The 25,161-nt window shown below is 72.0% G+C and carries 18 protein-coding genes; 9 read left to right on the forward strand and 9 right to left on the reverse strand.

Annotated features, from left to right (window positions below):
• Positions 1 to 65 precede the first annotated feature (65 nt).
• The 5 genes from Pma05_RS02340 (at position 66) to Pma05_RS02360 (ending at position 7,645) form a co-directional block, all read left to right on the forward strand.
• Positions 66 to 2,141: an alpha-1,4-glucan--maltose-1-phosphate maltosyltransferase gene (locus Pma05_RS02340; RefSeq protein ID WP_203855575.1), complete on the forward strand. Its 2,076-nt coding sequence runs from the start codon at positions 66 to 68 to the stop codon at positions 2,139 to 2,141.
• A complete protein-coding gene (gene glgB / locus Pma05_RS02345; protein WP_203855576.1) occupies positions 2,129 to 4,234 on the forward strand; it encodes a 1,4-alpha-glucan branching protein GlgB in 2,106 nt (701 codons plus the stop codon). The genes Pma05_RS02340 and glgB overlap by 13 nt, the downstream gene beginning before the upstream one ends.
• Before the next feature lie 243 nt (positions 4,235 to 4,477).
• On the forward strand, positions 4,478 to 4,999 hold the full coding sequence (locus Pma05_RS02350) for a hypothetical protein (protein ID WP_203855577.1): 522 nt from the start codon (positions 4,478 to 4,480) through the stop codon (positions 4,997 to 4,999).
• Between the two features lie 212 nt (positions 5,000 to 5,211).
• Entirely contained in the window at positions 5,212 to 5,973 is a 762-nt protein-coding gene (locus tag Pma05_RS02355; RefSeq protein WP_203855578.1) for a cyclase family protein, read from the forward strand.
• A gap of 37 nt (positions 5,974 to 6,010) precedes the next feature.
• A complete protein-coding gene (locus Pma05_RS02360) occupies positions 6,011 to 7,645 on the forward strand; it encodes a thiamine pyrophosphate-binding protein (protein WP_203855579.1) in 1,635 nt (544 codons plus the stop codon).
• Between the two features lie 27 nt (positions 7,646 to 7,672).
• Here Pma05_RS02360 and Pma05_RS02365 read toward each other — a convergent pair whose 3' ends face one another.
• Entirely contained in the window at positions 7,673 to 8,527 is an 855-nt protein-coding gene (locus Pma05_RS02365; RefSeq protein ID WP_203855580.1) for a PhzF family phenazine biosynthesis protein, read from the reverse strand.
• A 147-nt stretch (positions 8,528 to 8,674) separates the two neighbouring features.
• On the opposite strand from Pma05_RS02365, the gene Pma05_RS02370 reads away from it, so the two are divergent.
• Positions 8,675 to 9,028, forward strand: coding sequence for an ArsR/SmtB family transcription factor (locus Pma05_RS02370; RefSeq protein WP_203855581.1), 354 nt, complete (start codon positions 8,675 to 8,677; stop codon positions 9,026 to 9,028).
• Positions 9,029 to 9,053: 25 nt separating this feature from the next.
• Here Pma05_RS02370 and Pma05_RS02375 read toward each other — a convergent pair whose 3' ends face one another.
• On the reverse strand, positions 9,054 to 10,109 hold the full coding sequence (locus Pma05_RS02375; protein WP_203855582.1) for an App1 family protein phosphatidate phosphatase: 1,056 nt from the start codon (positions 10,107 to 10,109) through the stop codon (positions 9,054 to 9,056).
• A 215-nt stretch (positions 10,110 to 10,324) separates the two neighbouring features.
• On the opposite strand from Pma05_RS02375, the gene Pma05_RS02380 reads away from it, so the two are divergent.
• The gene (locus Pma05_RS02380; RefSeq protein ID WP_372441424.1) at positions 10,325 to 12,061 is read left to right on the forward strand and encodes a glycosyltransferase family protein; all 1,737 of its coding nucleotides are present in this window, start codon (positions 10,325 to 10,327) and stop codon (positions 12,059 to 12,061) included.
• A gap of 45 nt (positions 12,062 to 12,106) precedes the next feature.
• Complete coding sequence (locus tag Pma05_RS02385) at positions 12,107 to 12,664, forward strand: acyltransferase (RefSeq protein WP_203855810.1); 558 nt, start codon at positions 12,107 to 12,109, stop codon at positions 12,662 to 12,664.
• Between the two features lie 92 nt (positions 12,665 to 12,756).
• Here the strand turns inward: Pma05_RS02385 and Pma05_RS02390 are convergent, their stop codons facing one another.
• The 4 genes from Pma05_RS02390 to Pma05_RS02405 form a co-directional block, all read right to left on the reverse strand.
• On the reverse strand, positions 12,757 to 14,040 hold the full coding sequence (locus Pma05_RS02390) for a nucleotide sugar dehydrogenase (RefSeq protein ID WP_203855584.1): 1,284 nt from the start codon (positions 14,038 to 14,040) through the stop codon (positions 12,757 to 12,759).
• A 5-nt stretch (positions 14,041 to 14,045) separates the two neighbouring features.
• Positions 14,046 to 15,617: a glycosyltransferase family 2 protein gene (locus Pma05_RS02395; RefSeq protein WP_203855585.1), complete on the reverse strand. Its 1,572-nt coding sequence runs from the start codon at positions 15,615 to 15,617 to the stop codon at positions 14,046 to 14,048.
• A complete protein-coding gene (locus tag Pma05_RS02400) occupies positions 15,614 to 17,284 on the reverse strand; it encodes a glycosyltransferase family 4 protein (protein WP_372441425.1) in 1,671 nt (556 codons plus the stop codon). The genes Pma05_RS02395 and Pma05_RS02400 overlap by 4 nt, the downstream gene beginning before the upstream one ends.
• Positions 17,285 to 17,603: 319 nt before the next feature.
• Positions 17,604 to 18,620, reverse strand: coding sequence for a glycosyltransferase family 2 protein (locus Pma05_RS02405; protein WP_307836835.1), 1,017 nt, complete (start codon positions 18,618 to 18,620; stop codon positions 17,604 to 17,606).
• A gap of 424 nt (positions 18,621 to 19,044) precedes the next feature.
• Between Pma05_RS02405 and Pma05_RS02410 the strand changes: the two genes are divergently transcribed.
• On the forward strand, positions 19,045 to 20,316 hold the full coding sequence (locus tag Pma05_RS02410; protein WP_203855586.1) for a putative hexosyltransferase: 1,272 nt from the start codon (positions 19,045 to 19,047) through the stop codon (positions 20,314 to 20,316).
• Between the two features lie 63 nt (positions 20,317 to 20,379).
• On the opposite strand, the gene Pma05_RS02415 is transcribed toward Pma05_RS02410, so the two are convergent.
• The 3 genes from Pma05_RS02415 to Pma05_RS02425 all read right to left on the reverse strand — a co-directional run bounded on the left by Pma05_RS02415 (position 20,380) and on the right by Pma05_RS02425 (position 24,937).
• Positions 20,380 to 21,636, reverse strand: coding sequence for a nucleotide sugar dehydrogenase (locus tag Pma05_RS02415; protein ID WP_203855587.1), 1,257 nt, complete (start codon positions 21,634 to 21,636; stop codon positions 20,380 to 20,382).
• A 67-nt stretch (positions 21,637 to 21,703) separates the two neighbouring features.
• Positions 21,704 to 23,254 carry a glycosyltransferase family 4 protein gene (locus tag Pma05_RS02420; RefSeq protein ID WP_203855588.1) on the reverse strand — a complete coding sequence of 517 codons (1,551 nt, stop codon included), beginning with the start codon at positions 23,252 to 23,254 and terminating at the stop codon, positions 21,704 to 21,706.
• A 99-nt stretch (positions 23,255 to 23,353) separates the two neighbouring features.
• Positions 23,354 to 24,937 carry a glycosyltransferase family protein gene (locus Pma05_RS02425; protein WP_239311556.1) on the reverse strand — a complete coding sequence of 528 codons (1,584 nt, stop codon included), beginning with the start codon at positions 24,935 to 24,937 and terminating at the stop codon, positions 23,354 to 23,356.
• Between the last annotated feature and the right edge of the window lie 224 nt (positions 24,938 to 25,161).

Below are 25,161 nucleotides of genomic sequence, written 5' to 3' on the forward strand. Positions count from 1 at the left end.
ACGACACCTATCCGGCGGAGGCGTCCAGCGGGCGGGGGTCGATCAATGCCAGTAGGTTGGGCAGGGTGAGTGGACGGATCCCGATCGAGGACGTGACGCCGTCCGTGGCCTGTGGCCGGTACCCGGCCAAGGCGGTGGTCGGCGAACTGGTCCCGGTGACCGCGCGGTCGTACCGGGAGGGGCATGCGGCGATGGGCTGCCAGGTCGCCTGGCGCGGCCCGGACGGCGCGTCGCGGCCGGTGGTCCGGATGCGCCCCGGCCCGCATTTCGACGACCGGTGGCACGGCACCATCCGGCCGGACGCGGTGGGCGAGTGGAGCTTCACCGTGCAGGCGTTCGAGGATCCCTACCTGACCTGGCGGGACGCCGTCGGAAAGAAGATCGATGCCGGGCAGGGGCCGGCCGAGTTGGCCAACGACCTGGCCGAGGGCGCCGACCTGCTGGACCGGGCCGCCGACGGCGTACCGGTGCGGGAGCGGGACCGGGTCCGGGCCGCCGCCGCCGCGTTGCGGGACGGTGACCGGCCGCTGCCGGAGCGGGTCTCCCCCGCACTGGACCTGGCCGACCTGCTCTGGGCGCATCCGGTCCGGACGCTGCTGACCAGCGCCCCCACCCAGCCGATCTGGGTGGACCGGTCCAGGGCGCTCTTCTCCGCCTGGTACGAGTTCTTCCCGCGCTCCGAGGGAGCGGTGCTGGCCACCGACGGGCGGGCGGCCCGGTCCGGGACCTTCCGCACCGCCGCCGAGCGGCTGCCCGGGGTGGCCGCGATGGGCTTCGACGTGCTCTACCTGCCGCCGATCCACCCGATCGGCCGGATCAACCGGAAGGGCCGGAACAACACCCTGGTCGCCGGCCCGGACGACGTCGGCTCACCGTGGGCGATCGGCGCGGCCGAGGGCGGGCACGACGCGATCCACCCCGACCTGGGCACACTCGACGACTTCCGGGCGTTCGTCGCCGCCGCCGGGCAGGTCGGCCTGGAGGTGGCGATGGACCTGGCGCTCCAGGCCGCGCCGGACCACCCGTGGGTGACCGCCCATCCGGAGTGGTTCACCAGCCGGGCGGACGGGTCGATCGCGTACGCGGAGAATCCGCCGAAGAAATACCAGGACATCTATCCGGTCAACTTCGACGACGATCCGGAGGGGATCCGGGCCGAGGTGCTGCGGGTGGTGCGGCACTGGGTCGACCAGGGCGTCCGGATCTTCCGGGTGGACAACCCGCACACCAAGCCGTTCGACTTCTGGCACTGGCTGATCTGGGAGGTCAAGCGGTACGACCCCGAGGTGCTCTTCCTGGCCGAGGCGTTCACCCGACCGGCGGTGATGCACGGGCTCGGCAAGATCGGCTTCACCCAGTCGTACACCTACTTCGCCTGGCGGACCAGCACGGCCGAGCTGCGGGAATACTGCACCGAGCTGGTGGCGGCGGCGGACTACATGCGGCCGAACTTCTGGCCGAACACCCCGGACATCCTGCCGGAGCACCTCCAGCACTGCGGGCCGCCGATGTTCAAGATCCGTGCGGTGCTGGCCAGCCTGCTCTCGCCCTCCTGGGGGATCTACGCCGGCTACGAACTCTTCGAGCATGTTGCCCGGCCGGGCGCCGAGGAATACCTCGACAACGAGAAGTTCGAGCTGCGTCCCCGGGACTGGGCGGCGGCCGAGGCGGAGGGGCGGTCGCTGGCACCGTTCCTGGCCCGGCTCAACGCGGTCCGGCGGGACAACCCGGCGCTGCACTGGCTCCGCAACCTGGTCTTCCACGAGATCGACAACCCGGCGCTGCTCTGCTGGTCGAAACGGGACGAGCAGACCGGCAACACCGTGCTGGTGGTCTGCTCGGTCGACCCCGGGCAGGTGCAGTGGGGCAACACCGTGCTGGAGATGCCGGCGCTCGGCTTCGACTGGCACGAGCGGTTCACCGTGCACGACGAGCTGACCGGTGCCCGCTACGACTGGGGGCAGCGCAACGTCGTCCGGCTCGACCCGTTCGTCTGCCCCGCACACGTCTTCACCGTGCACCCGCAGGACGGCTTCACCGTGCACCGGCAGGACGGCCGGCCGGGCGACGAGACCGGGGCAACGGCCGGGGACCGCACCGACAACCCCGCCGGACCGGAAGGCCAGGGATGGACGAGCTGATCGCGGGTACCGCACACGACCCGCACGCCCTGCTCGGTACGCACCCCGACGGCGACCGGACGGTGATCCGTACGCTGCGCCGGGGCGCCGGCACGGTGGAGGTGCTGGTCGGCGAGGAACGCCAGCCGATGCGCCGGGTACACGACGAGGGGATCTTCGAGGCCACGGTCCCCGGCACGGTGCTCGACTACCGGGTGGTGGTGGACGGGGCGGTGCGTGACGACCCGTACCGCTTCCCGCCGACCGTCGGGGAACTCGACCTGCACCTGATCGCGGAGGGCCGGCACGAGCGGCTCTGGACGGCGCTCGGCGCCCGGCCCGCCGTCGGCGGCGGGGTCTCCTTCGCGGTCTGGGCGCCGAACGCCCTGGGCGTGCGGGTGGTCGGCGACTTCACCGGCTGGGGCGCGCACGAGGGCTGGCCGATGCGCTCGTTGGGCGGCAGCGGGGTCTGGGAGATCTTCGTGCCGGAGGCGGCGGCCGGGCAGCGGTACAAATACCGGATCCTGTCCCGGGACGGGCGGTGGCGGGACAAGGCGGATCCGCTGGCCCGGCGTACCGAGGTGCCGCCGAGCACCGCCTCGGTGGTATTCGAGTCCGGCTACGCGTGGTCCGATGCCGACTGGCTGGACCGGCGGGCCCGGCGGCAGCCGCACCAGGAGCCGGTCAGCGTCTACGAGGTGCACCTCGGCTCGTGGCGGCCGGGTCTGTCCTATCGGGAACTGGCCGAGCAGCTCACCGCGTACGTGCTGGACCTGGGCTTCACGCACGTGGAGTTCCTGCCGGTGATGGAGCACCCGTTCGGCGGCTCTTGGGGCTACCAGGTGACCGGCTACTACGCCCCGACCGCGCGCTTCGGCGACCCCGACGACTTCCGCTATCTGGTCGACCGGCTGCACGGCGCCGGGATCGGGGTACTGCTGGACTGGGTGCCGGCGCACTTCCCCCGGGACGAGTGGGCACTGGCCCGGTTCGACGGCACCCCGCTCTACGAGCACCCCGACCCGCGCCGGGGCGAGCACCCGGACTGGGGCACGTACGTCTTCGACTACGGCCGGCCGGAGGTCCGCAACTTCCTGGTGGCGAACGCGCTCTACTGGTGCGAAGAGTTCCATGTGGACGGTCTGCGGGTGGACGCGGTCGCCTCGATGCTCTATCTGGACTACTCCCGCAACGAGGGCGAGTGGCTGCCGAACCAGCACGGCGGCCGGGAGAACCTGGAGGCGATCGCGCTGCTCCAGGAGGTCGACGCGACCGTCTATCGCGCGCATCCGGGCGTGCTGATGGTGGCCGAGGAGTCGACGGCCTGGCCGGGGGTGACCCGGTCGACCGACTCCGGCGGGCTGGGTTTCGGCTTCAAGTGGAACATGGGCTGGATGCACGACACCCTCAGCTACCTCGGCAAGGACCCGATCTATCGGCAGCACCACCACAACGAGCTGACCTTCTCCCTGGTGTACGCCTGGAGCGAGAACTACGTGCTGCCGATCAGCCACGACGAGGTGGTGCACGGCAAGGGGTCGCTGCTCGGCAAGATGCCCGGTGACCAGTGGCGCAAACTGGCCGGGGTACGCGCGCTGCTGGCGTACATGTGGGCGCATCCGGGCAAGCAACTGCTCTTCATGGGCTGCGAGCTGGGCGACGACCGGGAGTGGAGCGAGACCCGAGGACTGGACTGGCACCTGGTCGACGATCCCGGCCGGGCCGGGGTGCAGCGGCTGCTCCGGGACCTGAACCGCGGCTACCGGGACAATTCGGCGCTCTGGTCCCAGGACACCGTACCGGCCGGCTTCCGGTGGATCGTCTCGGACGACTCCGCCAACAACACCCTGGCCTTCGTCCGGATCGCCGCCGACGGCTCGCCGCTGGTCTGCGTGGCGAACTTCGCCGCGCTGCCGCACGAGGGTTACCGGATCGGGCTGCCGCTGGCCGGGCGCTGGTCCGAGATCCTGAACACCGACGCGGACTGCTACGGCGGTTCCGGGGTCGGCAACTTGGGCGCGGTCACCGCCGACGACCAGCCGTGGCACGGCCTGCCCGCCTCGGTGACACTGCGGGTGCCGCCGCTCGGCGTACTCTGGCTCCGCCCGGGCTGAGTACGGTCGCCGCGCCGTCCGGCACCTGGGCTCGATCGGTCGAGCGGTGGCGCAGCTCCTGCGAATATTAGATAGACGTGTGACAATGTCTTTCGGTGGCTGGTCGGCTGGGTTCCCGTCCCGACCGGCGGCCGGCAGGTCCCGCCCACCGCGTGCGGGGCTCCGGCCGCCGCACCTGCGCCCGCCCCGCCATCGAGACAGGCACCGCCACCCGCACCGTCCGTCTACTCAGGAGGAACCGCCATGCCGCGACCGATCCGCCGGTCGGCGGTCGTACTCGCCGCCGTCCTGCTCACCCTCACCGCCCTGACCGGCCCCGCCCGGGCCGGCACCGACACCGACCTCGCCCCGCAACCGTTCGCCGCCGACAGCGGCGACAGCTGCCGGTACGGCGTCGCCGAAGGAACCCTCGAATTCATTCCGATCTCCGCACCTCCCGGGCTCGGCTCGGTGACCGTCATCGGCACCATCGCCGATCGCCCCCACGAGAGCGATCCCGGCCCGGTCTGCCGGGACGACGGGCTGTTCAGCTTCGTCACCTTCTACGCCTACGGCAGTGGCCGCCTCGTCGCCGAGGCCACGTCGAGGGTGGACAACGACATCACCAAGTACACCCTCCAACTCGCCCCCCGAGAGCCGTCCACCGGTGTCGACACCCTGATCGTCCAGGTCTGTCGGGCCGCGACGGCGAACGCACCGACACCACTGCCGATCCCTTCCGGCTACTGCGGAACACCCCAGGTCTACTCGTCGCACTGGAGCTGACCGATCGGCCGAACGCACCGGGAGGACGACGATGCCGCGTTCCACCCGCCCGGAGAGCACCGGCCGGTGCCGGCCCGTCCCGGTGGCGTCGTCCTCCTGGCCGGCGGCGCCCCCGGGGTGGCCGTTCCGCGCGTCGGGTTCGGCCGCCGGGCGGGGCGCTGCCGACCGATCGCGCGGGTCCCGATTCCCGGAAACTCCGGTAGGTTTCCGCCATGACCGTGCTGCAAGATCTTGTTGCCGCGCTCGCCACCGGCCGGGTCGAGGTCGTGGACCTCACCGCCCCGCTCTCGGCGCAGACGCCGATCCTGACCCTCCCCGAGCCGTTCGGCCAGACCGTCCCGTTCGCGCTGAGCGAGATCAGCCGCTACGACGAGCGCGGCCCGGCCTGGTACTGGAACAACTTCACCACCGGCGAGCACACCGGCACGCACTTCGACGCACCGGTGCACTGGGTCAGCGGCCAGCACGGCGACGACGTCTCCCAGGTGCCGCCGAGCCGGCTGATCGCCCCGGCGGTGGTGCTCGACCACACCGCCGAAGCCGCCGCCGACCCCGACTTCCTGCTGGAGGTCGAACACATCCGGGCCTGGGAGGCGGAGCACGGTCCGCTGCCGGCCGGCGGCTGGCTGCTCTACCGGACCGGCTGGGACGCGTACGGCGACGACGCGCAGCGGTACGCCAACGCCGGCCGTACTCCGGGGATCTCCCCCGGCTGCGCGAAGTGGCTCGCCGAGGAGGCCCCGGTGCAGGGCGTCGGAGTCGAGACGGTCGGCACCGACGCCGGGGCCGCGCACTCGTTCGACCCGCCGTTCCCGTGCCACTCCTTCCTGCTCGGCGCCGACAAGTACGGTCTCACCCAGCTCCGCAACCTGGCGCAGCTCCCGCCGACCGGTGCGGTGGTGGTCGCCGGACCGCTGCCGATCGTGCACGGCTCCGGCAGCCCGTGCCGGGTACTCGCCCTGGTCGAGCGGTAGGGACGGCCGAGGCGGGCGACGGGACGGGGGTGAGGGCATGCGGGTCGCCGAGGTGGTCGGTCGGGTCCTCGCCGCGCACGGGGTGCGGCACGTCTTCGGAGTGGTCGGCAGCGGCAACTTCCAGGTCAGCAACGCGCTGGTCGCCGGCGGTGCCCGGTTCGTGGCCGCCGCGCACGAGGGCGGGGCGGCGAGCATGGCGGACGGCTACGCGCGTACGTCGGGGTCGGTCGGGGTGCTCTCGGTGCACCAGGGACCGGGGGTCACCAACGCGTTGACCGGGATCGTCGAGGCGGCCAAGAGCCGGACCCCGATGCTGGTGCTGGCGCCGGAGGCGACCGAGGCACGGTCCAACTTCTTCATCGACCTGCCACACACCGCGACCGCGCTCGACATCCACTATCAACGGGTACGCCCCGCGCACGTCGTGGTGGACGTCGACGCCGCGTACCGGCGGGCGGCTCAGGGTGAGACGGTACTGCTGGGACTGCCACTGGACGTGCTGGGCCGCAAGATCGCGCCCTGGACCGGCCCTCTTGATCCCTGGCCCGCCCAAACCGACTGGGTTCCCGACGTGGAGCCGCTGGTCAGCGCGTTGACCACCGCCCGGCGTCCGGTCTTCGTCGCCGGGCGGGGCGCCCGGGGTGCCCGGGAGCCGCTGACCCGGCTGGCCGACGAGTGTGCCGCGCTGCTGGCGGTCTCGGCCGCCGCCAAGGGACTCTTCGTCGGCGATCCGTGGTATCTCGACGTCTCGGGCGGGTTCGCCACCCCGCTCGCCGCCGAACTGATCGCCGAGGCCGACCTGGTGGTCGCCTGGGGCAGCACGTTGAACATGTGGACCACCAGGCACGGTCGACTGATCTCCCCATCGGCGGTGGTGGTCCAGGTCGACGAGGCGCCGGACGGAGGGGTTCGGCATCCCCGGATCGACCGGTACGTCAGCGGCGACGTGGCCCGGGTCGCCCGCTACGCGCTGCGCTGGCTGGACCGGGAACCGGGCGTCGGCCGGCCGCCCGGCACCCAGCGCACCCCGGAACTGCGGCGGCGGATCGCCACCGAGGGACGCTGGCGGGACGTGTCCTATTCGGACGACAGCGGTAACGGACGGATCGATCCGCGTACCCTGACCATCGCGCTGGACGACCTGCTGCCGGCCGAGCGGACCGTGGTGGTCGACTCCGGCAACTTCATGGGCTACCCGTCGATGTTCCTCTCCGTACCGGACGTCGCCGGGTTCTGCTTCACCCAGGCGTTCCAGTCGATCGGGCTGGGGCTGGCCAGCGCACTCGGTGCCGCCGTGGCCCGACCGGACCGACTCACCGTGGCGGCGCTCGGCGACGGCGGGTTCCTGATGTCGGCGGCCGAACTCGTCACCGCCAGCCGGCTCGGCCTGCCCCTGCTGGTGCTGGTCTACGACGACGCGGCGTACGGCGCCGAGGTGCACCACTTCGGCCCGGACGGCCACCCGCTGGACCTGGTCCGGTTCCCCGACACCGACCTCGCCTCGATCGCCCGTGGCTACGGCTGCGCCGCGCTGACCGTCCGTACCGTCGACGACCTCGCCCCGGTACGGGACTGGCTGACCGGCCCCCGCGACCGGCCGCTGGTGGTCGACGCCAAGATCACCAGCGAGCGCGGCGCCTGGTGGCTGGCGGAGGCGTTCCGCGGACACTGACCCGACCCGCCGCACGGGGCGGCTCGGTCACCGGCCGGCCGGGTCGGGCAGCGTGACGGTGCCGTCGAGGTAGCGATGATAGCTGCCGCGTAGGCGTACCCGGTCGCCGTCGACCACGCAGTGCACCGTGCCGCCCCGAGCGGAGATCTGCCGGGCGGTCAGCGTCGTCCGGCCGAGCCGCTCCGCCCAGTACGGCGCGATCTGGCTGTGCGCGGAGCCGGTCACCGGGTCCTCGAAGGCGCCCGCCCCGGCCCCGAACCACCGGCTGACGAAGTCGACGCCGTCGGTGTCGCCGGGGGCGGTGACGATCGCGCCGCGTACCGGCAGTCGGGCCAGGGTGGTGAAGTCCGCCGCGACGGCCCGGACCTCGGCGGCGCTGCGGACCGGGTAGACCAGGTCGGTGTCCTGGAACCGGTGCTCCGGTTCGATGCCGAGCGCGGCCACGGCGGCGGCGGACACCTCGTCGCCGTCCGGCACCGCCCGCAGCCGCCCGGCCGGAAAGTCCAGTTCCAGTTCGCCGTCCCGGTCGGCCCGGCCCACCGGGAGCCAGCCGCTGCGGGTCCAGAACAGCAGCCGCCGCGCGTCCGGGTGTACGTCGTCGAAGAGTTGCCCGGCGGTGGCCAGGGTCGCGTGCCCGCAGAGGTCGACCTCGACCGCCGGGGTGAACCAGCGCAGGTGGTAGGCGGGATCGTCACCGGGCGGCGGGGCGGCGTCGGCCGGCAGTTCCGCCGTGTAGAAGGCGGTCTCGGAGAGGTTGTTCTCCTCGGCGACGGCCTGTAGGACGGCGTCGGGCAGCCAGCCGGGCAGGGGCATCACGGCCGCCGGGTTGCCCTGGAACACCCGGTCGGCGAAGGCGTCTATCTGGATCAGGCGGAGCCGCATCGCCCCTGTCTACCAGCACCGGGCCACGCTGTCGGGGACCGGTGTCCGGCTCGACGCCGGTACCGGGCCGGTAGGGTCGTCCGAACCGATCTCCGGATCGGGGCGTTAGACTTTGGTTATATAAGTGAGCGCTGAAAGGATGGCGGCGTGCACGCGTTCGACGTTCTCGGCGATCCCGTCCGGCGGCGGATCCTGGAGCTGCTCGCCGACGGCGAGCGGTCGGCCGGCGAGGTCAGCGCGGTAATCCAGGAGGAGTTCGGGATCTCCCAGCCGGGCGTCTCACAACACCTGCGGGTGCTCCGGGAGAACGGGTTCACCACCGTACGCGCGGCCGGCACCCGGCGGCTCTACGCGGTGGATCCCGCCCCGCTCCAGGAGATCGACCGGTGGTTGGAGCGCTACCGGGGGTTCTGGACCCAGCGGCTGGACGCCCTCGGCACCGAGATCGCCCGGGGCAGACGCGAACGCCGCCGAGCCGAGGAATCGGCCCGGGAAAGCTGACCCGACGGCTCGGACCCGGCACGCCTCAGACGAGGTTCGCCTCGCGGAGCAGTCGCCAGAGTCCGGCGCCGTCCGGTGCGCAGAACCAGCGCTCGCCGAGCAGCCCGGCCGCCGGAGTACTGCCGTCGGCGCTGCCGGCCGGCGCCGGGAAACCACCGGCCAGTACCGCCTGGGTCGGGGAGAGCCGGCGGATCAGCACCCCGGCCACGTTGTCCGGGTGCTCGGCGGCGAACTCGGCGTAGATCTCCTGGTCGTGCTGGCCGTCGTCGCCGATCAGCAGCCACCGGATCTCCGGGAACTCCCGGACCAGCCGGGCCAGGGTGGCCCGCTTGTGCTCCCGTCCGCTGCGGAACCACCTGTCCGCCGTCGGGCCCCAGTTCGTCAGTAGCAGCGGGCCGGCCGGATAGAGGTGCCGGGAGAGGAACCGGGTCAGGGCCGGCGCGACGTTCCAGGCACCGGTGGAGAGGTAGAGCACCGGGGCGCCGGGGTGCGCATTGACCAGGCGCTCGTAGAGCACCGCCATCCCGGGTACCGCCATCCGGGCGTGCTCGTCCAGCACGAAGGTGTTCCACGCGGCCAGCAGCGGCCGGGGCAGCGCGGTCACCATCACGGTGTCGTCGATGTCGGAGAGGACCCCGATCCGCAGTTCCGGGTCGACGATCCGGACCGGCGCGTCGACCGGCTCGGCGCCGGGACTGGCCAGGCGTACGCTCTGCCAGCCGGGTGCCAGGTCGGCCTCGACGACGAGGTCGATGAAGCCGCTCCGGTCGGCCCGCGCCTCGTGTCGGCGGCCACCCGCCTCGATCACCACCGGCGCGTGCTGCACCGGCAGGGTGGCGAAGCTACGCCAGCCGCGTACCTTCTCCGGACGGCGGCGGGGACGGCGGCGAAGCCGGGTCAGCAGGACCCGACCCAGCACCCGGATCCACCCCGGCGCGCCATAGCCGGCGTACGGGATTATCGTGACATCCCACCCACCCTGCCCCAGGCGACGCTCGATGAACTGGTGCACCGCGTCCTCGATCCGGGCCGCTCGGTGCAGCCGGGGCGCGGACGCTGGACCGGCGGGTATCAGCGACACCTTGACACCCTGCCACAGAGCATCCGGTCCGGCTACGAGACAGATCAACTAACCCGTCGGAACGCTCCCCCGGAGCGGGCTCCCGGACCGGGTGGAGCCGCTACGACCTGCGCCGATCCGGACCTGGGCCGCAGCACGCCGTGCGAGACTTCGAGGCGGGGCGGCGACGGGGGCGCGGGGGGGTGTCGGTGGCGGTGCCGCGCGGGGGGCGGCGGTTGCGAACACTCGACCGGCCGGGCGTACTGGCGCTCGGCCTCGGGCTGCTCGGCCTGGGCTACCGGCTGGCGCTGGTCCTGCTGACCGTACCCGGCTCGAACAGTGACGAGGCCACCTTCGGGCTCGTCGCGCTGCACATCGCCGACGGCCGTGAACTGCCGGTCTTCCTCTACGGCCAGCACTACATGGGTACCGTGCAGAGCTACCTCGCCGCGCCGCTCTTCCTGCTCTTCGGCGCCGGTTGGGTACCGCTGCGGATACCCCTGCTCTTCCTGTACGCCGCCTTCCTCTACCTGGCGTACCGGCTCACCCGGCGGCTCTACTCCCCCTGGCTGGCCACCTTCACGGTCGGGGTACTCGCGCTCGGCGGCGAACGGGTGGTCCGGGACCAGATCACCGCCGTCGGCGGCCGGCCGGAGGTCAAGCCCGCCGTACTGGGCCTGCTGCTGATCGCGCTCGCCCTCGGCCAGCGGCGAACCCGGCACCGGCGCCGGTACTGGGCGTTCGGGCTCTTCGGCCTGCTCACCGGGCTCTGCGTCTGGGACGACTGGCTGGTCCTGCCCTACCTGGTGGTCGCCTTCGGGGTGCTGCTGGTCGGCTGCTGGCGGGACCTGCTCGGGCCGGCCGGCGCCGTACTGGTCGCCGGGTTCCTGCTCGGGGTCGCGCCGCTGATCGTGGACAACCTGACCGCGCCGCCCGGCCAGGACTCGCTCTCCGTACTGCAACAGGTCAGCGCGGGCGAGGGCGAGGCGACGTCGGGTACCGCCCGGCTGCACGGCGCGCTGCTGGTCGGCATCCCGCTCGCCACCGGGCTCTGCCGGCCGGAGGGCTGTGACCCCGTCGAGATGTCCTGGGGCGGGCTCTACCTGGCGCTGCTGCTCGCCGCCGGGATACTGGCGGTGGTCGGACTCGTCCGGGCCGGTCGACAGGCCCCGGTGCCGGGGAACGGCGCCGAGCCCTCCGGAACGCCAGAGAACGCCGTAGCCGGCGGAACACCGGAGAACGCGGTAGCCGGCGGCACGCCGGAGAACGCCGCGTCCGGCGGCACGGCCGGGACCGACCCGGCCGGTAGCGCGGTCCGGACCGCCCGGCTCGGGTACGCCACCCAACTCGCCCTGCTGCTCGGCGCCGCGCTCACCGTGGCGGCGTACGCCCGCAGTTCGCTCGCCGGCAGCGCGCCACTGGCCAGCGCCCGGTACCTGTCGATCCTCCAGATCTCGCTGCCGGCCGTACTCTGGCCGCTCTGGCTGGTCGCCCGCTGGTCGGGGCGGCTGGCCACCGGGCCGGTGACCCGGCTCGCCGGGGTACTCGCCAGCGCCGTGCTCGCCCTGCTGGTGGTGCTGATGGTCGGCGCCACCGGACAACTGGTCGGCGAGATCGGCACGATCCGGGCCGAGGAGCGCCAGCAGCGGCAGCTCGCCCGCACCCTGGAGCGGGCCGGGATCAGCGCGGTGTACGCCGAGTACTGGACCTGCAACCGGCTGGTGTTCGTCACCCGGGAACGGGTCGCCTGTGCGGTACTCGGCGCGAACCTGCGGCCGGGGCAGGACCGCTATTCGGCGTACCCGAGACGGGTCCGCGCCGCCGACCGGCCGGCCTTCGTCTTCGAGGCCGGCGCGCCCGCGGACACCGCGTTCCAGGCCCACCTGCGCCGCTCGGGCGTGCCGGCCCGGGTGACCCGGGTCGGCACGCACACGATCTACCTGCCGGAGTCGACCCTCCGTCCCCCTGGCTGACCGGCCGGGCCGCTCGGCGTATCCTGCGAAGCCGTGACTCAAGCGATGAACGAGCCTCCCGCCCTCCCCGACACGGTCTTCGTGCACCCCTCGGCCGAGGTCGACGAGGGCGCGCGGATCGGCGACGGCAGCAAGGTCTGGCACCTCGCCCACGTCCGCTCCACCGCCCGGGTGGGCGCGAACTGCGTGATCGGCCGGAACGTCTACGTGGACGCGAACGTCGAGGTCGGCGACCTGGTGAAGATCCAGAACAACGTCTCCGTCTACCAGGGCGTGACGATCGAGGACGAGGTGTTCGTCGGCCCCTGCGCGGTCTTCACCAACGACCTCCGGCCGCGGGCCCAGAACCCGGACTGGCAGGTCACCCCGACCATGGTCCGCAGGGGCGCCTCGATCGGCGCGAACGCGACCATCGTCTGCGGCGTCGAGATCGGCGAGTACGCGATGATCGCCGCCGGCTCGGTGGTGACCAAGGACGTCGCTCCGTACCAGTTGGTGGCCGGGAACCCGGCCCGGCCGAAGGGCTGGGTGGACGCCCGGGGCGAGGTCGTCTCGCGGGACCCGGAGCGCCCGCCGGCCCTGACCGACGCCGACGCCCGCTGACCGACCGGACGAGCCCTAACAGCCGAGCCCTGACCGTTCCTTCCGGAGCGGCCAGGGCTCGACGCGTTTCGCGGGTACGGGCTGTCTCGGACTCAGCCGCCGATGACCACCCGGCGGACGTCGGACCAGCGCGCCGGGTCGGTCACCCGACGGCCGTCGACCAGCACCTCGACCCCGGGCAGGTCGGCGCTGCCGAGAGTGCGGTACTCGGCGTGGTCGGCCTGGATCACCGCGGCGGTCACCGACTCACCGGCGTACGCCGGCAGGCCGAGCGCGGTGAGTTCGTCGTCGGTGTACATCGGGTCCGAGACGTACGGCTTCGCACCCCGGCGGCGCAGTGCCTCGACGGTCGGGAAGACCCCCGAGAACGCGGTCTCCTTGACCCCGCCCCGGTAGGCGGCGCCGAGCACCAGCACCTCGACCCCGGTCAGGTCACCGACCGCCGCCGCGAGCAGGTCCACCGCGTATTCCGGCATCGCCGCGTTGGCCTCCCGGGCCGACCGTACGACGGTGGCCGCCGGGTCGTTCCACAGGTACATCCGGGGGTAGATCGGGATGCAGTGCCCGCCGACCGCGATCCCCGGCGAGTGGATGTGGCTGTACGGCTGCGTGTTGCATGCCTCGATGACCTTGATGACGTCGACTCCGACGGTGTCGGCGAACCGGGCGAACTGGTTCGCCAGACCGATGTTGACGTCCCGATAGGTCGTCTCGGCGAGCTTCGCCAGCTCCGACGCCTCGGCCGAGCCCAGATCCCACACCCCGTTCGGCCGGGTCAGGTCGGGACGGTCGTCGAAGTCCAGCACCGCCTCGTAGAACTCGACACCGCGCCGGGCCGACGCCTCGTCCACCCCGCCGACCAGCTTCGGGTAACGCCGGAGGTCGGCGAAGACCCGGCCGGTGAGCACCCGCTCCGGGCTGAACACCAGGGTGAAGTCGCGGCCGACCGTGAGCCCGGAGCCCTCCTCCAGCATCGGCGCCCAGCGGTTGCGGGTGGTGCCGACCGGCAGCGTGGTCTCGTAGCTGACCAGGGTGCCCGGCTTGAGCCCGGCCGCGATGGCCCGGGTCGCGTCGTCCATCCAGCCGAAGTCCGGCACGCCCTCGGCGTCCACGAAGAGCGGCACCACCACGACCACGGCCTCGGACTCGGCGACCGCCGCCGCGGTGTCGGTGGTGGCGGAGAGCCGGCCCGCCGCCACCGCCTCCTTGAGCTTGACGTCGAGGTCGGCCTCGCCCGGGAACGGCACGGCGCCGTCGTTGACCAGCTTCACGACCCGCTCGGACACGTCGGCACCCACCACCGAGTGCCCCTTGTCGGCGAACTGCACGGCGAGCGGCAGGCCGATCTTTCCGAGAGCGACGACGCAGATTTTCATGCCTACTACTTTCCTCCCTGGGGCAACCTGCGCCGAAGTCGGGCCAGTACCCGACGGGGGGTGACAGGTGCGATGGCGATCACGAGTTGACCTCGGTGACTCGTTGTCGGGGTGATCACGAAGAACCGCATCCCCCGGCGGAACATCAAGCGTGACACGGTGGGCCGGGTCGGCGCCCGTACCGCCGCGGTGCCGACCCCGCCGAAGGCGGTCAGCTGGGACCGGACGGAGAGCAGCGAACCGCCGGTTCCCGAGCCGGCGAGCAGCAGCCCCACCCGGAACTGGGCCCGGACGGTGCTGCCGGCGCCGTCCCGGCTGGTCTCCAGCGTGGTGCCGGTGACGTCGCCGGCGGTCAGCCCGATCGGGCCGGAGGTCAGCGACGCCAGGTCACGACGGGGCGTGCGGGCGGTGACGGCCAGCGCCCGCTCACCGTCGTCGCAGGTCTCCCAGGTGACGGCGACCGCCTCCAGCCTGGCGAGCCAGTCCGCGGCGTTGTCGGAGACGTCGAACCAACTGTCCGGCAGCTCCAGCCGGGGGTCCCGGAAGCCGGGATAGCCGGCGTACCAGCGGTCGCCGTCGACGACCGTCGGCGGTACGCCCTCCTCGGCGTCCTGCCGGATCACCGCGAGGAGGTCGTCGACGGTGCCCCGCTGGGCGGTGCCGATCCGCAGCCGGGGTTCGATCTCCAGGCTGGCCCGGATCCGGTCGGTGAGGTAGCGGTCGGCGAGGTCCCGGACGCCCGCCAGCACCTGCTCCTGTACCGCCCGATCCAGCTGCAGGAAGTCGTCCTCGACCAGCCGGGCGACCTCCCAGGCGAAGTGTCGGACGAGTATCGCGTCGCGCCGCTCGCCCGGCTCGATCAGCCCGGCCACGAAATCCATGATCGACTTGACGCAGCCGAGCCGCTCGACGTGCCGGGACCGATAGGTGATGTTGTGCGCGTTGAGCCGGCGCACCGCGTGGTAGAAGTCGTAGTCCGCCAGTACCGAGATCCGCTTCGCCCGGAAGCACGCCTCCAGGGTGAACGGCTGGTCGCTGCCGACCGGCATGTCCTCCGGGTAGCGCAGGTGGTGGCGCTCGACCAGCTCCCTTCGGAACAGCTTGGTGTTCGCCAGCGACCACGGTAGGGCGGAGTCGAAGAGGTCGATCTCCACCTCGTTGCGGGCGAAGACCGCCTGGTGGATGTTACGGCTGTTCACTCCGATCGCCTTGCCGAGCACGACGTCGGAGTCGTACTCGTCGGCCGCGTGTACCAGCCGCTCCAGCGCCTCCGGCCCCAGGTAGTCGTCGGCGCCGATGAAGAAGACGTACCGGCCGGTGGCGACATCCAGGGCCCGGTTGCTCGGCGCGGCCGGGCCGCCGGAGTTGGCCTGGTGGATCACCTTGACCGTCTCCGGGTAGAGCCGGGCGAAGCGGTCCAGCTCCCGCCCGCTGCCGTCGGTGGAGCCGTCGTCGACCGCGACGACCTCGATCCGGTCCCGGCCGATGCTCTGCCGGACCAGCGAGTTCAGGCACTTGGTGAGGTAGGGCATGGTGTTGTAGACCGCCACCACCACGCTGACGTCGGGTTCCCTCATCTCGCGGTGGCCCCCGCGGCCGGCCGGCCGCTCGGTTCGACGGGCTCCGGACCGGGCACCCCGGACGCGGACGCCACCGGGCGGGCCGGTTCGGCGCCGGCCGCCGTCGGGTCGGCGCCGGCCAGCAGCCGCCGGTAGACCCCGGTCAGGATCTCCGCCTGGGCCGCCCAGGTCCAACCCTCCAGCAGCCCCGGCCGGTCGTACGCGGCCCGGTAGCGCTCCCGGTCCGCGAGTACCGCCCGGACCGCGCGGACGTAGTCGGCGACGTCCTCGGCCCGGAACACCTCACCCTGCCCGGTCGACCGGACCGTCCCGGCCATCGTCTTCACATCGCTGACCACCAGCGGCAGCCGGGCGTGCGCGTACTCGAAGAACTTGGTGATCAACGCGATCTCGTGGTTGGGCCAGTGCTGGATCGGGATCACCCCGACGTCCGCACCGGAGAGGAACGGCACCACCTGCCAGTGCGCGACGTACGGCAGCACGTGCACCCGGTCCGGCACGCCGAGCGCCTCGGCCCGGGACAGCAGGTCCCGGACGTACGGGCCGTCGGGCTTGTTGACCACCAGGGCGACGTGCACCCCGGTCAACTGCGGCAACGCCTCGATCATCGTGCCGAGGCCGCGCTTGGGGGCGGCCACGCCGCTGTATACCAGCAGCGGCACCTCCGGACCGATGCCGCACCGAGCGCGCAGTTCCGGAGCCGGTGCGGCGTCCACCGCCGGCTCGCCGGTCACGTCGGGTGCGTTGAGCACCACCGCCGGCAGCTCGGCGAGCCCGTGCTCCCGGCGCAGCAGCTCGGCGAGGCTCGCCGAGACGGTGATGGCGGCGTCGGCGTACGGCACGTACTCCCGCTCGTGTGCGCGGTGCGCGGGAAGCCACCGGGCGTTGTCCTGCCACGGCTGCACCCCGGGCAGGAACTCGTGGGCGTCCCAGACCAGCTTGACGTCCCGGCCGGCCTCGGCGGCGCGGACCTTGGCCCGGGCGCCGACCCCGACCATCCGGAAGTCGTGCGCGTGGATCAGATCCGGTGCCAGCTCGTCGACCACCGGCCCGAAGGCCAGCTCGTAGTCCCACAGCCCTGGCTCCAGCCGGCGCCAGGCCCGGCCGCCCTGCACGGTCGACCAGAACCAGGTGTAGAGCCGGTCCCACGGGCCGGTCAGCTTGCGGCCCTTCCGGGCCCGGGTCAGCATCCAGTACCGGAGCGACACCCAGCGGCGGAGCAGGTGCGTGGCGTTCCGCTCGATCCGCAGCCGGCGCCGCCGCCGCTCCAGCCGGCGGCCGGCCAGCCCGGCCCGGACGGCCAGGGTCAGCTCCGCCTCGCGCTGCCGGATGTCCGTCTGCCAGGCCCGCACCCACTGGGCCCGGTGCGCGGCGATGCCACTCGGCGGGTACGCCAGCGGCCACCGCAGCCAGGCCCGCCGGAACTCGTGCCGGCGGCGGGCCAGCGGATCGGGCATCGGCAGCAGTCGCACCTCGGCGGGACCGAGCCGCCAGGTCTGCGCGGCTCCATGCGGCGACCTGCCGAGCAGCGTCACGTCCCAGCCGGCCTCGGCGGCCGAGCGGGCGACCTTCTGCACCCGGGAGTCACCGTTGACGCCGTTGTCCACGAGCATCACGATTCGACCGCGAGTGCCCGGTCTGTCGGCTGCGCCGTCGAACTCCATTCTCCGCCTCTCCCGTGTGCCGCCCGGAGAGCGGCGCACACCCGCCGAACCAAGTCCCGGCGGGACGTCGGATCCCGCACACCCGCCGGGAAAGCGGGCGCGGATCCGTACCGTCCGTCGGTGGACCCCGGCGAGTGTACGGCACCCAGCCTGCCTGATCCCCGCTGCCAGCCGACCAGCCGGGGCTACGGTACGTGTTCTGCGCGACACCCGCAGTCAGCACATTTCCCGGCGCCCGAGCCCGCCGGCGAGAGGCGTCGGGCGTCTCGGGCGTCGTCGCGGTCGGCCTCTTCGGCGCTACCTGGACCCGTCGATCCGGTCAGACGGAGACCTCGACCGACCGCTGCTCCGGCTGCCGGAGCCGACCCGGGTCCGCACCGTCGGCCGCGACCCGCCGTCCCACCAGGCTCTCCCCGGCGACGATGCTGTCCTCGGCGATCAGGTATGCCGGACGGCCCTGGATCGCGGTGTAGATCCGCCCGACGTACTCGCCGAGCAGCCCCAGGAAGAGCATCTGGACGGCACCGAAGAACAGGACGGCGACGAACACCGACGCCCAACCGGGCACGGTCGCCCCGGCCAGGTAGCGGACGAACGCCATCACGATCAACACCGACGAGACGACCATGCCGGCGGCGCCGAACCAGGTGGCGATCCGCAACGGGGCGGCGGAAAAGCTGGTCACGCTGTCGGCGGCGAGCCGGACCATCCGGGAGAGCGGATACTTCGTCTCCCCGGCGACCCGCTCGGCGCGCAGGTAGCTGACCTCGCCGCTGGCGAAGCCGAGCCAGGGCACCACCACCCGGAGTACCGGGGTCCGCTCGGGCAGCTCCCGAAGCACCTCCACCACATCCCGGCTGAGCAGCCGGAAGTCGCCCGCCTGTGCCGGTACGTGCCGGCCGGCGAGCTTGCGCATCAGCCGGTAGTAGGCGCTGGCCGTACCGCGCTTGAAGGCGGTGTCGGTGCTCCGGTCGCTGCGCACGCCGTACACGACGTGCAGGCCGTCCCGCTGGGCCAGCCGGAGCATCTCCGGGATCACCTCGGGCGGATCCTGTAGGTCCGCGTCGATGCTGACCAGATAGTCCCCGCTGGCCCGCATCAGGCCGGCGAGCAGGGCCGCCTGGTGCCCGCTGTTGCGCCGCAGGCTCACCACCCGGAGTTCCGGCCAGTCGGCCCGCAACTCCCGCAGCACCTCGGCGGTCCGGTCCGCGCTGCCGTCGTCGACCGCCACCACCTCGTAGCGGTCGCCCAGCGCGTCGAGCACGCCCCGCAGCCGCCGGGACATGATCGGCAGCGCGGACTCCTCGTTGTACATTGGGATGACAACGGACAGCAGCGGGCCATCCCGCCCGTCGGCGCCCGGAGGCCAAGCGGTGGGTCGGGCCTCCGACGCTGGCTCGAACACGTGGATACCTCCGTTCCGGCGGCCGGGATCCGACCGTGGACCGCCCTTCGGCGATTGCTGGGGTGCGGGCGACACCGACGCCTCGGCCGGAGCCGTGCCGTGGATCGTCCGGTACGGCGCCGGGGGGACGACCGATGCCGCGGTGACACTGTTCGCTGCGGGTTCCATGGGGCGGTACGGCGGTGCGGTGCCGGTGGCGACGCCGACGCGCGGGGGGATCACGCCGCTCGGCACCGAGCGGGGGCCACTCTAATACGTCAGGCGCCATTCGTGGCACCCTCGTGCGTCCGACGGACCGCAATCCTCCCGCCCGGTGGGGCCATTTCCGGCCGTTGGTGAGCTAAGGTCTTGCCCTGTGTCCGCCCCCGCCGCCACCCCTTCCGACGCTGACGCCGTACCCCCCGCCGCCGTCTCCACGGACGGTTCCCGGGACGCCGAGGACGGCTCCGGCACACCGGACCGCGACGCCCTGAAAGCACCGGGATCGGCCCCTGCGGCCGGCGGACGGCGCTGGCGCTGGCGGTGGCCGGACGCCACCCCGGCCCTGCTCGGGTACGCTCTGGTCCGCTTCGTCGGGCTGCTGATCCTGGTGGTCTTCGCCTGGCGGGCCGGGCCGGACCCGTGGTGGCTGCTGACCGGTCGGTTCGACTCCGGCTGGTATCAACAGATCGCGGTGCAGGGCTACGACTCGGCGATCCCGCTGCAACCGGACGGGTCGTTCCGCTCCAGCAACCTGGCCTTCTTCCCCCTACTGCCGCTGCTGATCGACGTGCTGACCGCCGTCACCCCGCTCTCCCCGGCCGCCGCCGGCCTGATCGTCGCCTGGCTCGCCAGCCTCGCCGCCGCCTGGGGCCTGTACGCCGTCGGCCGGCACCTGCACTCCCGGGCGGTCGGCGTGCTGCTGGCCATGCTCTGGGGCGCGGTGCCACACGCGGTGGTGCAGAGCATGGCGTACAGCGAGCCGTTGTTCGTCGCCTTCGCCGCCTGGAGCCTCTACGCGTTGCTCCGCCGCGAGTGGCTGCTCGCCGGGGCCCTCTGCCTGGTGGCCGGCCTGGCCCGCCCGACCGCGAGCGCGCTGATCGCGGCGGTGGGGCTGACCGCGCTGGTGGCGATCTTCCGCCGGCAGGACGGCTGGCGGCCGTGGGCGGCGGCGGCGCTGGCTCCGCTCGGCTACCTCGGTTACCTGACCTTCGTGGGGCTCCGGCTGGGCCGCCTCGACGGCTACTTCTATGTCCAGCGGGAGTCCTGGGGCAACACCTTCGACGGTGGCGCGGACACGATCTCGGCCATGAACGAGGTGTTGACCAAGCCGCAACTGCTGGCCTTCTACATGGTCACCCTGCTGATCGGCATCGCGATCATGTTGACCGTGCTGCTCCTGCTGGACCGGTACCCGCTGCCGGTGCTGGCCTTCTCGGTGGTCTCGGTCGCCTTCGTGTTGGGCACGGCCGGGGCCTACTACGGAAAGGGCCGCTACCTGATGCCGGTGTTCACCCTGTTGCTGCCCGTGGCAACGGCTCTCGCCGCGGCCCGTCGGCGGACGCAGGTCGTGGTCCTGACGTTCCTGGTGCTCACCTCCGGCTGGTATGCGGCATACCTGACGCTGGACTGGCGCTGGTCGCCGTAACCAAATGCAGGAAGCATCTCGGGCGGGACGCCAGCAGACGTCACGCCCGAGATGCGTGGTGGCTCAGAGCCGGTACGACTCGGTGCCCGTGGTCACGCCACGGGTGTCGAAGAACCGCCGGGCCAGCCCGGCCAGTTTCTCCGCGTCGTACGCGCGGTGGTTCTGCACCAGGATGACCAGATCCGCCTCGGCGACGGCGGTCTCCGCGTCTTCCACCCGCCGGACGTCGACTCCGGACGCGTGCCAGTTCCGCACGTACGGGTCGTGGTAGCTCAACTTGGCGCCGAGGCCGGTCAGCAGCCGGGCCAGGGGCACCGCCGGCGATTCCCGCTGATCCGCGATGTCGGGCTTGTACGTCACACCCAACAGCAGGATGTTCGCGCCGTTGGTGGCCATGCCCGCCTCGTTGAGGATGTTCTGCGCGCGCCGCGCCACGTAACTGGGCATCGTCGCGTTGATCTCCTGGGCCAGCTCCACGAACCGGAACGGGTAGCCCAGCTTCATCCGCACGTTGTGGCTCAGGTAGTTCGGGTCGATCGGGATGCAGTGGCCGCCGACGCCCGGCCCCGGGTAGAACGGCTGGAACCCGAACGGCTTGCTGCTCGCCGCCCTGATCACGTCCCACAGGTCGATGTCGAGTTCGTGGCAGAACCGGGCCATCTCGTTGACCAGTGCGATGTTGACGTGCCGATAGGTGTTCTCCAGCAGCTTCGCGGTCTCCGCCTCGCGGGTCCCCCGGGTCCGCACGATCCGCTCGACGAACCGGCCGTAGAACTCGGCGGCGCGCTCGGTACAGGCCGGTGTGTGGCCACCCACGACCTTTGGCGTGTTGCGCGGCCCGAAGTCCTTGTTGCCCGGGTCGATCCGCTCCGGGGAGAAGGCGAGGTGGAAGTCGACCCCGGCGGTGAGCCCGGATTCCTCCAGGATCGGCCGGACGATCTCGTCGGTCGTACCGGGATAGGTCGTCGACTCAAGGATCACCAGCATGCCGGGCCGGAGGTTCCGCGACACCGCACGCGCGGCGGACTCGACCGCGGTCAGATCCGGACCGCCGTCCTCGGCGAGCGGGGTGGGCACACAGATCAGCGCGGTCGACGCCGAGGCGATCCGGGTCTCGTCCGTGGTGGCCTGGAAGCCGCCGTCGATCATCTCGGCGATGTCGGCGTCGGAAAGGTCGTCGACGTGCGAAACCCCCGCGTTGAGGCCGTCGACGACGCGCGCGCTGACGTCGAATCCGAGCACCGACGCCCCGGAACGCGCCGCCTCCCGGGCCAGCGGGAGGCCCACGTACCCGAGCCCAAGAATCACCACGTCTGCCATTACCCGTCCCTCACGCTGGGTGGATCTACCGATCTCCGGCTACGACAACCTGCGAATGCTATCCCCGTCAGGCCCGGCCGGGAATCCGGTCCGGCGCCAGCCGACGGTAGAGCCCGGCCTGCACCTCCGCCTGGACCTCCCAGGTCCAGGCCGCGAGATCGATGGACTTGTACGCCGCCCGGTACCGGTCGGGGTCGGCGATCACCGCCTTGGCGGCCCGGACGTACCCCTCGACGTCGTCCACCCGGAACACCTCGCCCTGCTCGTTCTCCCGGACCGTCGCGGCCATCGTCTCGACGTCGCTCACCAGGATCGGCAGCCGCGCGTGCGAGTACTCGAAGAACTTCGTGATGAGCTGGATCTCGTGGTTGAGCCAGTGGTGGATCGGGATCACGCCCGCGGTCGCCGTGGAGAGGAAGCCGACCACCTCGTGGTGCGCGACGTACGGCAGCACGTGCAACCGGTCCGCCGCTCCGAGTTCCTTCGCCCTCGCCACCAGGCTGTTCAGGTATGCGCTCTGCGGATCGTTGACGACGAACGCGACGTGCGCCTCCGGCAGGTGGGGCATCGCCTCCACCATGACCCCCATGCCACGGTGGGCCGCCGCCGCCCCGCTGTAGACCAGCAGCGGCGTCTCCGGGCCGAGCCCGATCCGGTTACGCAGGTTCGGGGCGCCCTCGTCCCACTCGACATCGGCCACGTTCGGCGTGTTGAGGACGACGGACGGCAGCAGCGGGAGCGAGTGGTCGCGCTTCAACAACTCGGCCAGTTGGGCCGACACCGTGATGACCGCGTCGGCGTACGGCGAGAACTCGTGCTCGTGCGCCTGGTTGGCCGTCATCCACCGGGCGTTGTTGGACCTCGGCTTCACCCCGGGCAGGTACTCGTGCACGTCCCAGATGAGCTTGATCTGCCGGCCCTTGGTCCGGGCCCGGATCTTCGCCCGCGCACCGACGCCGAGCATCCGGAAGTCGTTCGCGTAGATGACGTCGGGCCGCAACTGGTCGACGGTCGGGCCGTAGGCCAGCTCGTAGTCCCACAGTTGCGGCTCCAGCCGGCGCCACGACCGGACGCCGAGCAGCCGCCGCCAGAACCAGGTGTACGCACGGTCCCAGGGGCTGCGCAACGAGCCGCGCAGCCGTTGGGCGGTGGTGAGCTGCCAGTACCGGAACGAGACCCAGCGCTTGAGAACCTTGGCCGCCACCTCCTGGACCCGCAGCGATCCGCGCTTCAGGACCGATCCGCCGGACCGGCCACCGGAGGCCAGCAACGCCCGCTTGATCACCAGGTCCGCCTGCCATGCCTTGACCACCTGGGCGCGCTGCGCGGCGATTCCGGTCGGCGGGTACGCGAGCGGCCCGATGAACCAGCGCCGGCGGTACTCGTGTCGCCGCTGCCGCAACGGGCTGGGCATGCGTACCAGCCGGACCTGGGCGTCACCGAGTTTCCAGCTCTGCGGCTGACCGTTAGGTGAACGGCCGAGCAGGATCACGTCCCAGCCGGCGTCAGCGGCCGACCTCGCGGTCTTCTGCACCCGCGAGTCGCCGTTCACCCCGTTGTCGACGAGTATCACGATGCGGGCGGGCGCCGTCGGCTCGTTCGTCCCCGTCGCGACCATTGGTCCTCTCCTCTTCATAGAGGTCGGCCGCCCACCGCTGGGTGGACCGCGCACGACCTCGTACGCCCACGCTGTGCATAAAGAAAGTTGGCTGACGCGCTATTTCGCGCTGCTCGGGCCTCCACCCGGCGCCGCGACGGCCATACCGTACACGACCTCATCGAACTGATGTTTGACGATCTCCCAGTCCCAGGTGGCGACGGCGTGCGTCGCGGCGGCTTCGCCGGCCTCCCGCCACACCTCCTCGGTGGCGGTCAGCGAACGGATCCGCTCGGCGGCCTCCGCCGGAGAGTCGACCACCCAGTCGGCCGGGAACAAACTGCGCGCGCTCGCCGCCCAGCCGGCGAAGAACGGCCAGTCCCGGACCACTGGTACCGCCCCGCTGGCGGCACCCTCCACGAGGGCACAGTGGAAGCTCTCCCGGACCGAACTGCTCACGATGACCCCGACCTCCCGGAACGCCTCCGGCATGTCGTCGGTCTGGCCCATCCGGACCACCGCACCTGCCGCCTCGAGGTCGGCGATCTCCGCCAGCAGTTCGTCCCAGAACCGTCGGGCGTCCGGGCTCGCATCCGCGTTGAGGTCGTGGCCGTACAGGGCCAGCCGGTATCGGTCGTCGTACGCCCGCAGGTGCCGGAGGACCTGCACCGCCCAGCCCGGGTCCTTGGCAACGGCCTTGATCCCCACGACCGCCAGGGTGAACCGCGCGTCCGGGTGCTTGGCACGCCGGTACGAGGAGAGGTCCATCGCGTTGCTGATCGCGTGCAGCCGGGATCCCGCCGACGTCAACGCCGGGATCGCGGCGACGGAGAGATCCCGCAGATGGTCGGAGACGAAGATGACGTCGTCCACCCGCGAGAAGTCGACCAGATGGGGCCAGTGGGCGAACGCCTCGAAGCTGTGCAGCCGGACGACGACCCGGGTCGACCCGGGGTCCACCATCGTGAACAGCACCGCCAGCGCCGCGCACCAGTCGACGAAGACGACGTCGGCCCACTCCACCTGCGGGCCGAGCCACTCCTCGACCCGGTCGCCGAAGGTCGACCGACCGGACAGGATGTGCTCGATCATCGCCCGGCTGTTGTTCAGCAGTGGGACGTGGATGCCGTCCTCGCCCGGATCCAGGAAACGCACCTCGACGTCCGGCAACTGCTCGAAGTGTCGCCGGATGAGGTTGAGGAAGCCGTGGTTTCCGTACGTGGCGATCAGTAGCCGCAGCGGCCGGCCGCTCGGCGCGGGTCCCGCGACGCCGCTCCGACCCCTGGGCGCCGACAGCGCCTTGACGGTGGCACTCGCGTGCCACTGCGCGAGAAAACCCGCCGCGTCGTCGGCCAGCGGCGACGACATGCGGTCGAACTGGAGCCGCCGATGGAACAACTGCCGGTGAACCGTCTGCACGGAGTTGGCCGCCGCCCGGACGTTGCCCTTCGCCAGCAGGCTGTCGGCGAACGCCAGTTCGGCGGAGACCGCGGCGGGCAGCGTGGGCGGTGTGCCGGCCTCCAGTTCGGCACCGACCTGGCGCATCAGCAGGTCGGCCCGGAGCCGGCGGTTGCCGATCCGGCGCAGCGCGGACCGCGAGGCCCGAACGGCCTGGTCCGGCCGGCCCGCCCGCAACAGACTCGCGTGTACCTGGTCCGCGAGCCGGACCCGGGCGCGCTCGGGGATGCCAGGGGTGGAAAGCACCGCTCCCCACAATCCGGACCCCACCCGGGAGCGCACGACCGCCGGCGATGCCGTCCAGCGCAGTCCGACCTTTGCCGAGCGGGCCGCCGTCCGGCGAACCGATCGGACCATGGTGCGTCCCAGACTCATCGCCCGACCCCGAACCAGGTCACCCGCGCCGGCGGAGGATCAAGGATCATTGTGGCAAGGCCCCCTGGATACTGGCGTTCGACGGCTATCCCTTG

The organism is Plantactinospora mayteni (assembly GCF_016862935.1).
GTDB lineage: Bacteria > Actinomycetota > Actinomycetes > Mycobacteriales > Micromonosporaceae > Plantactinospora > Plantactinospora mayteni.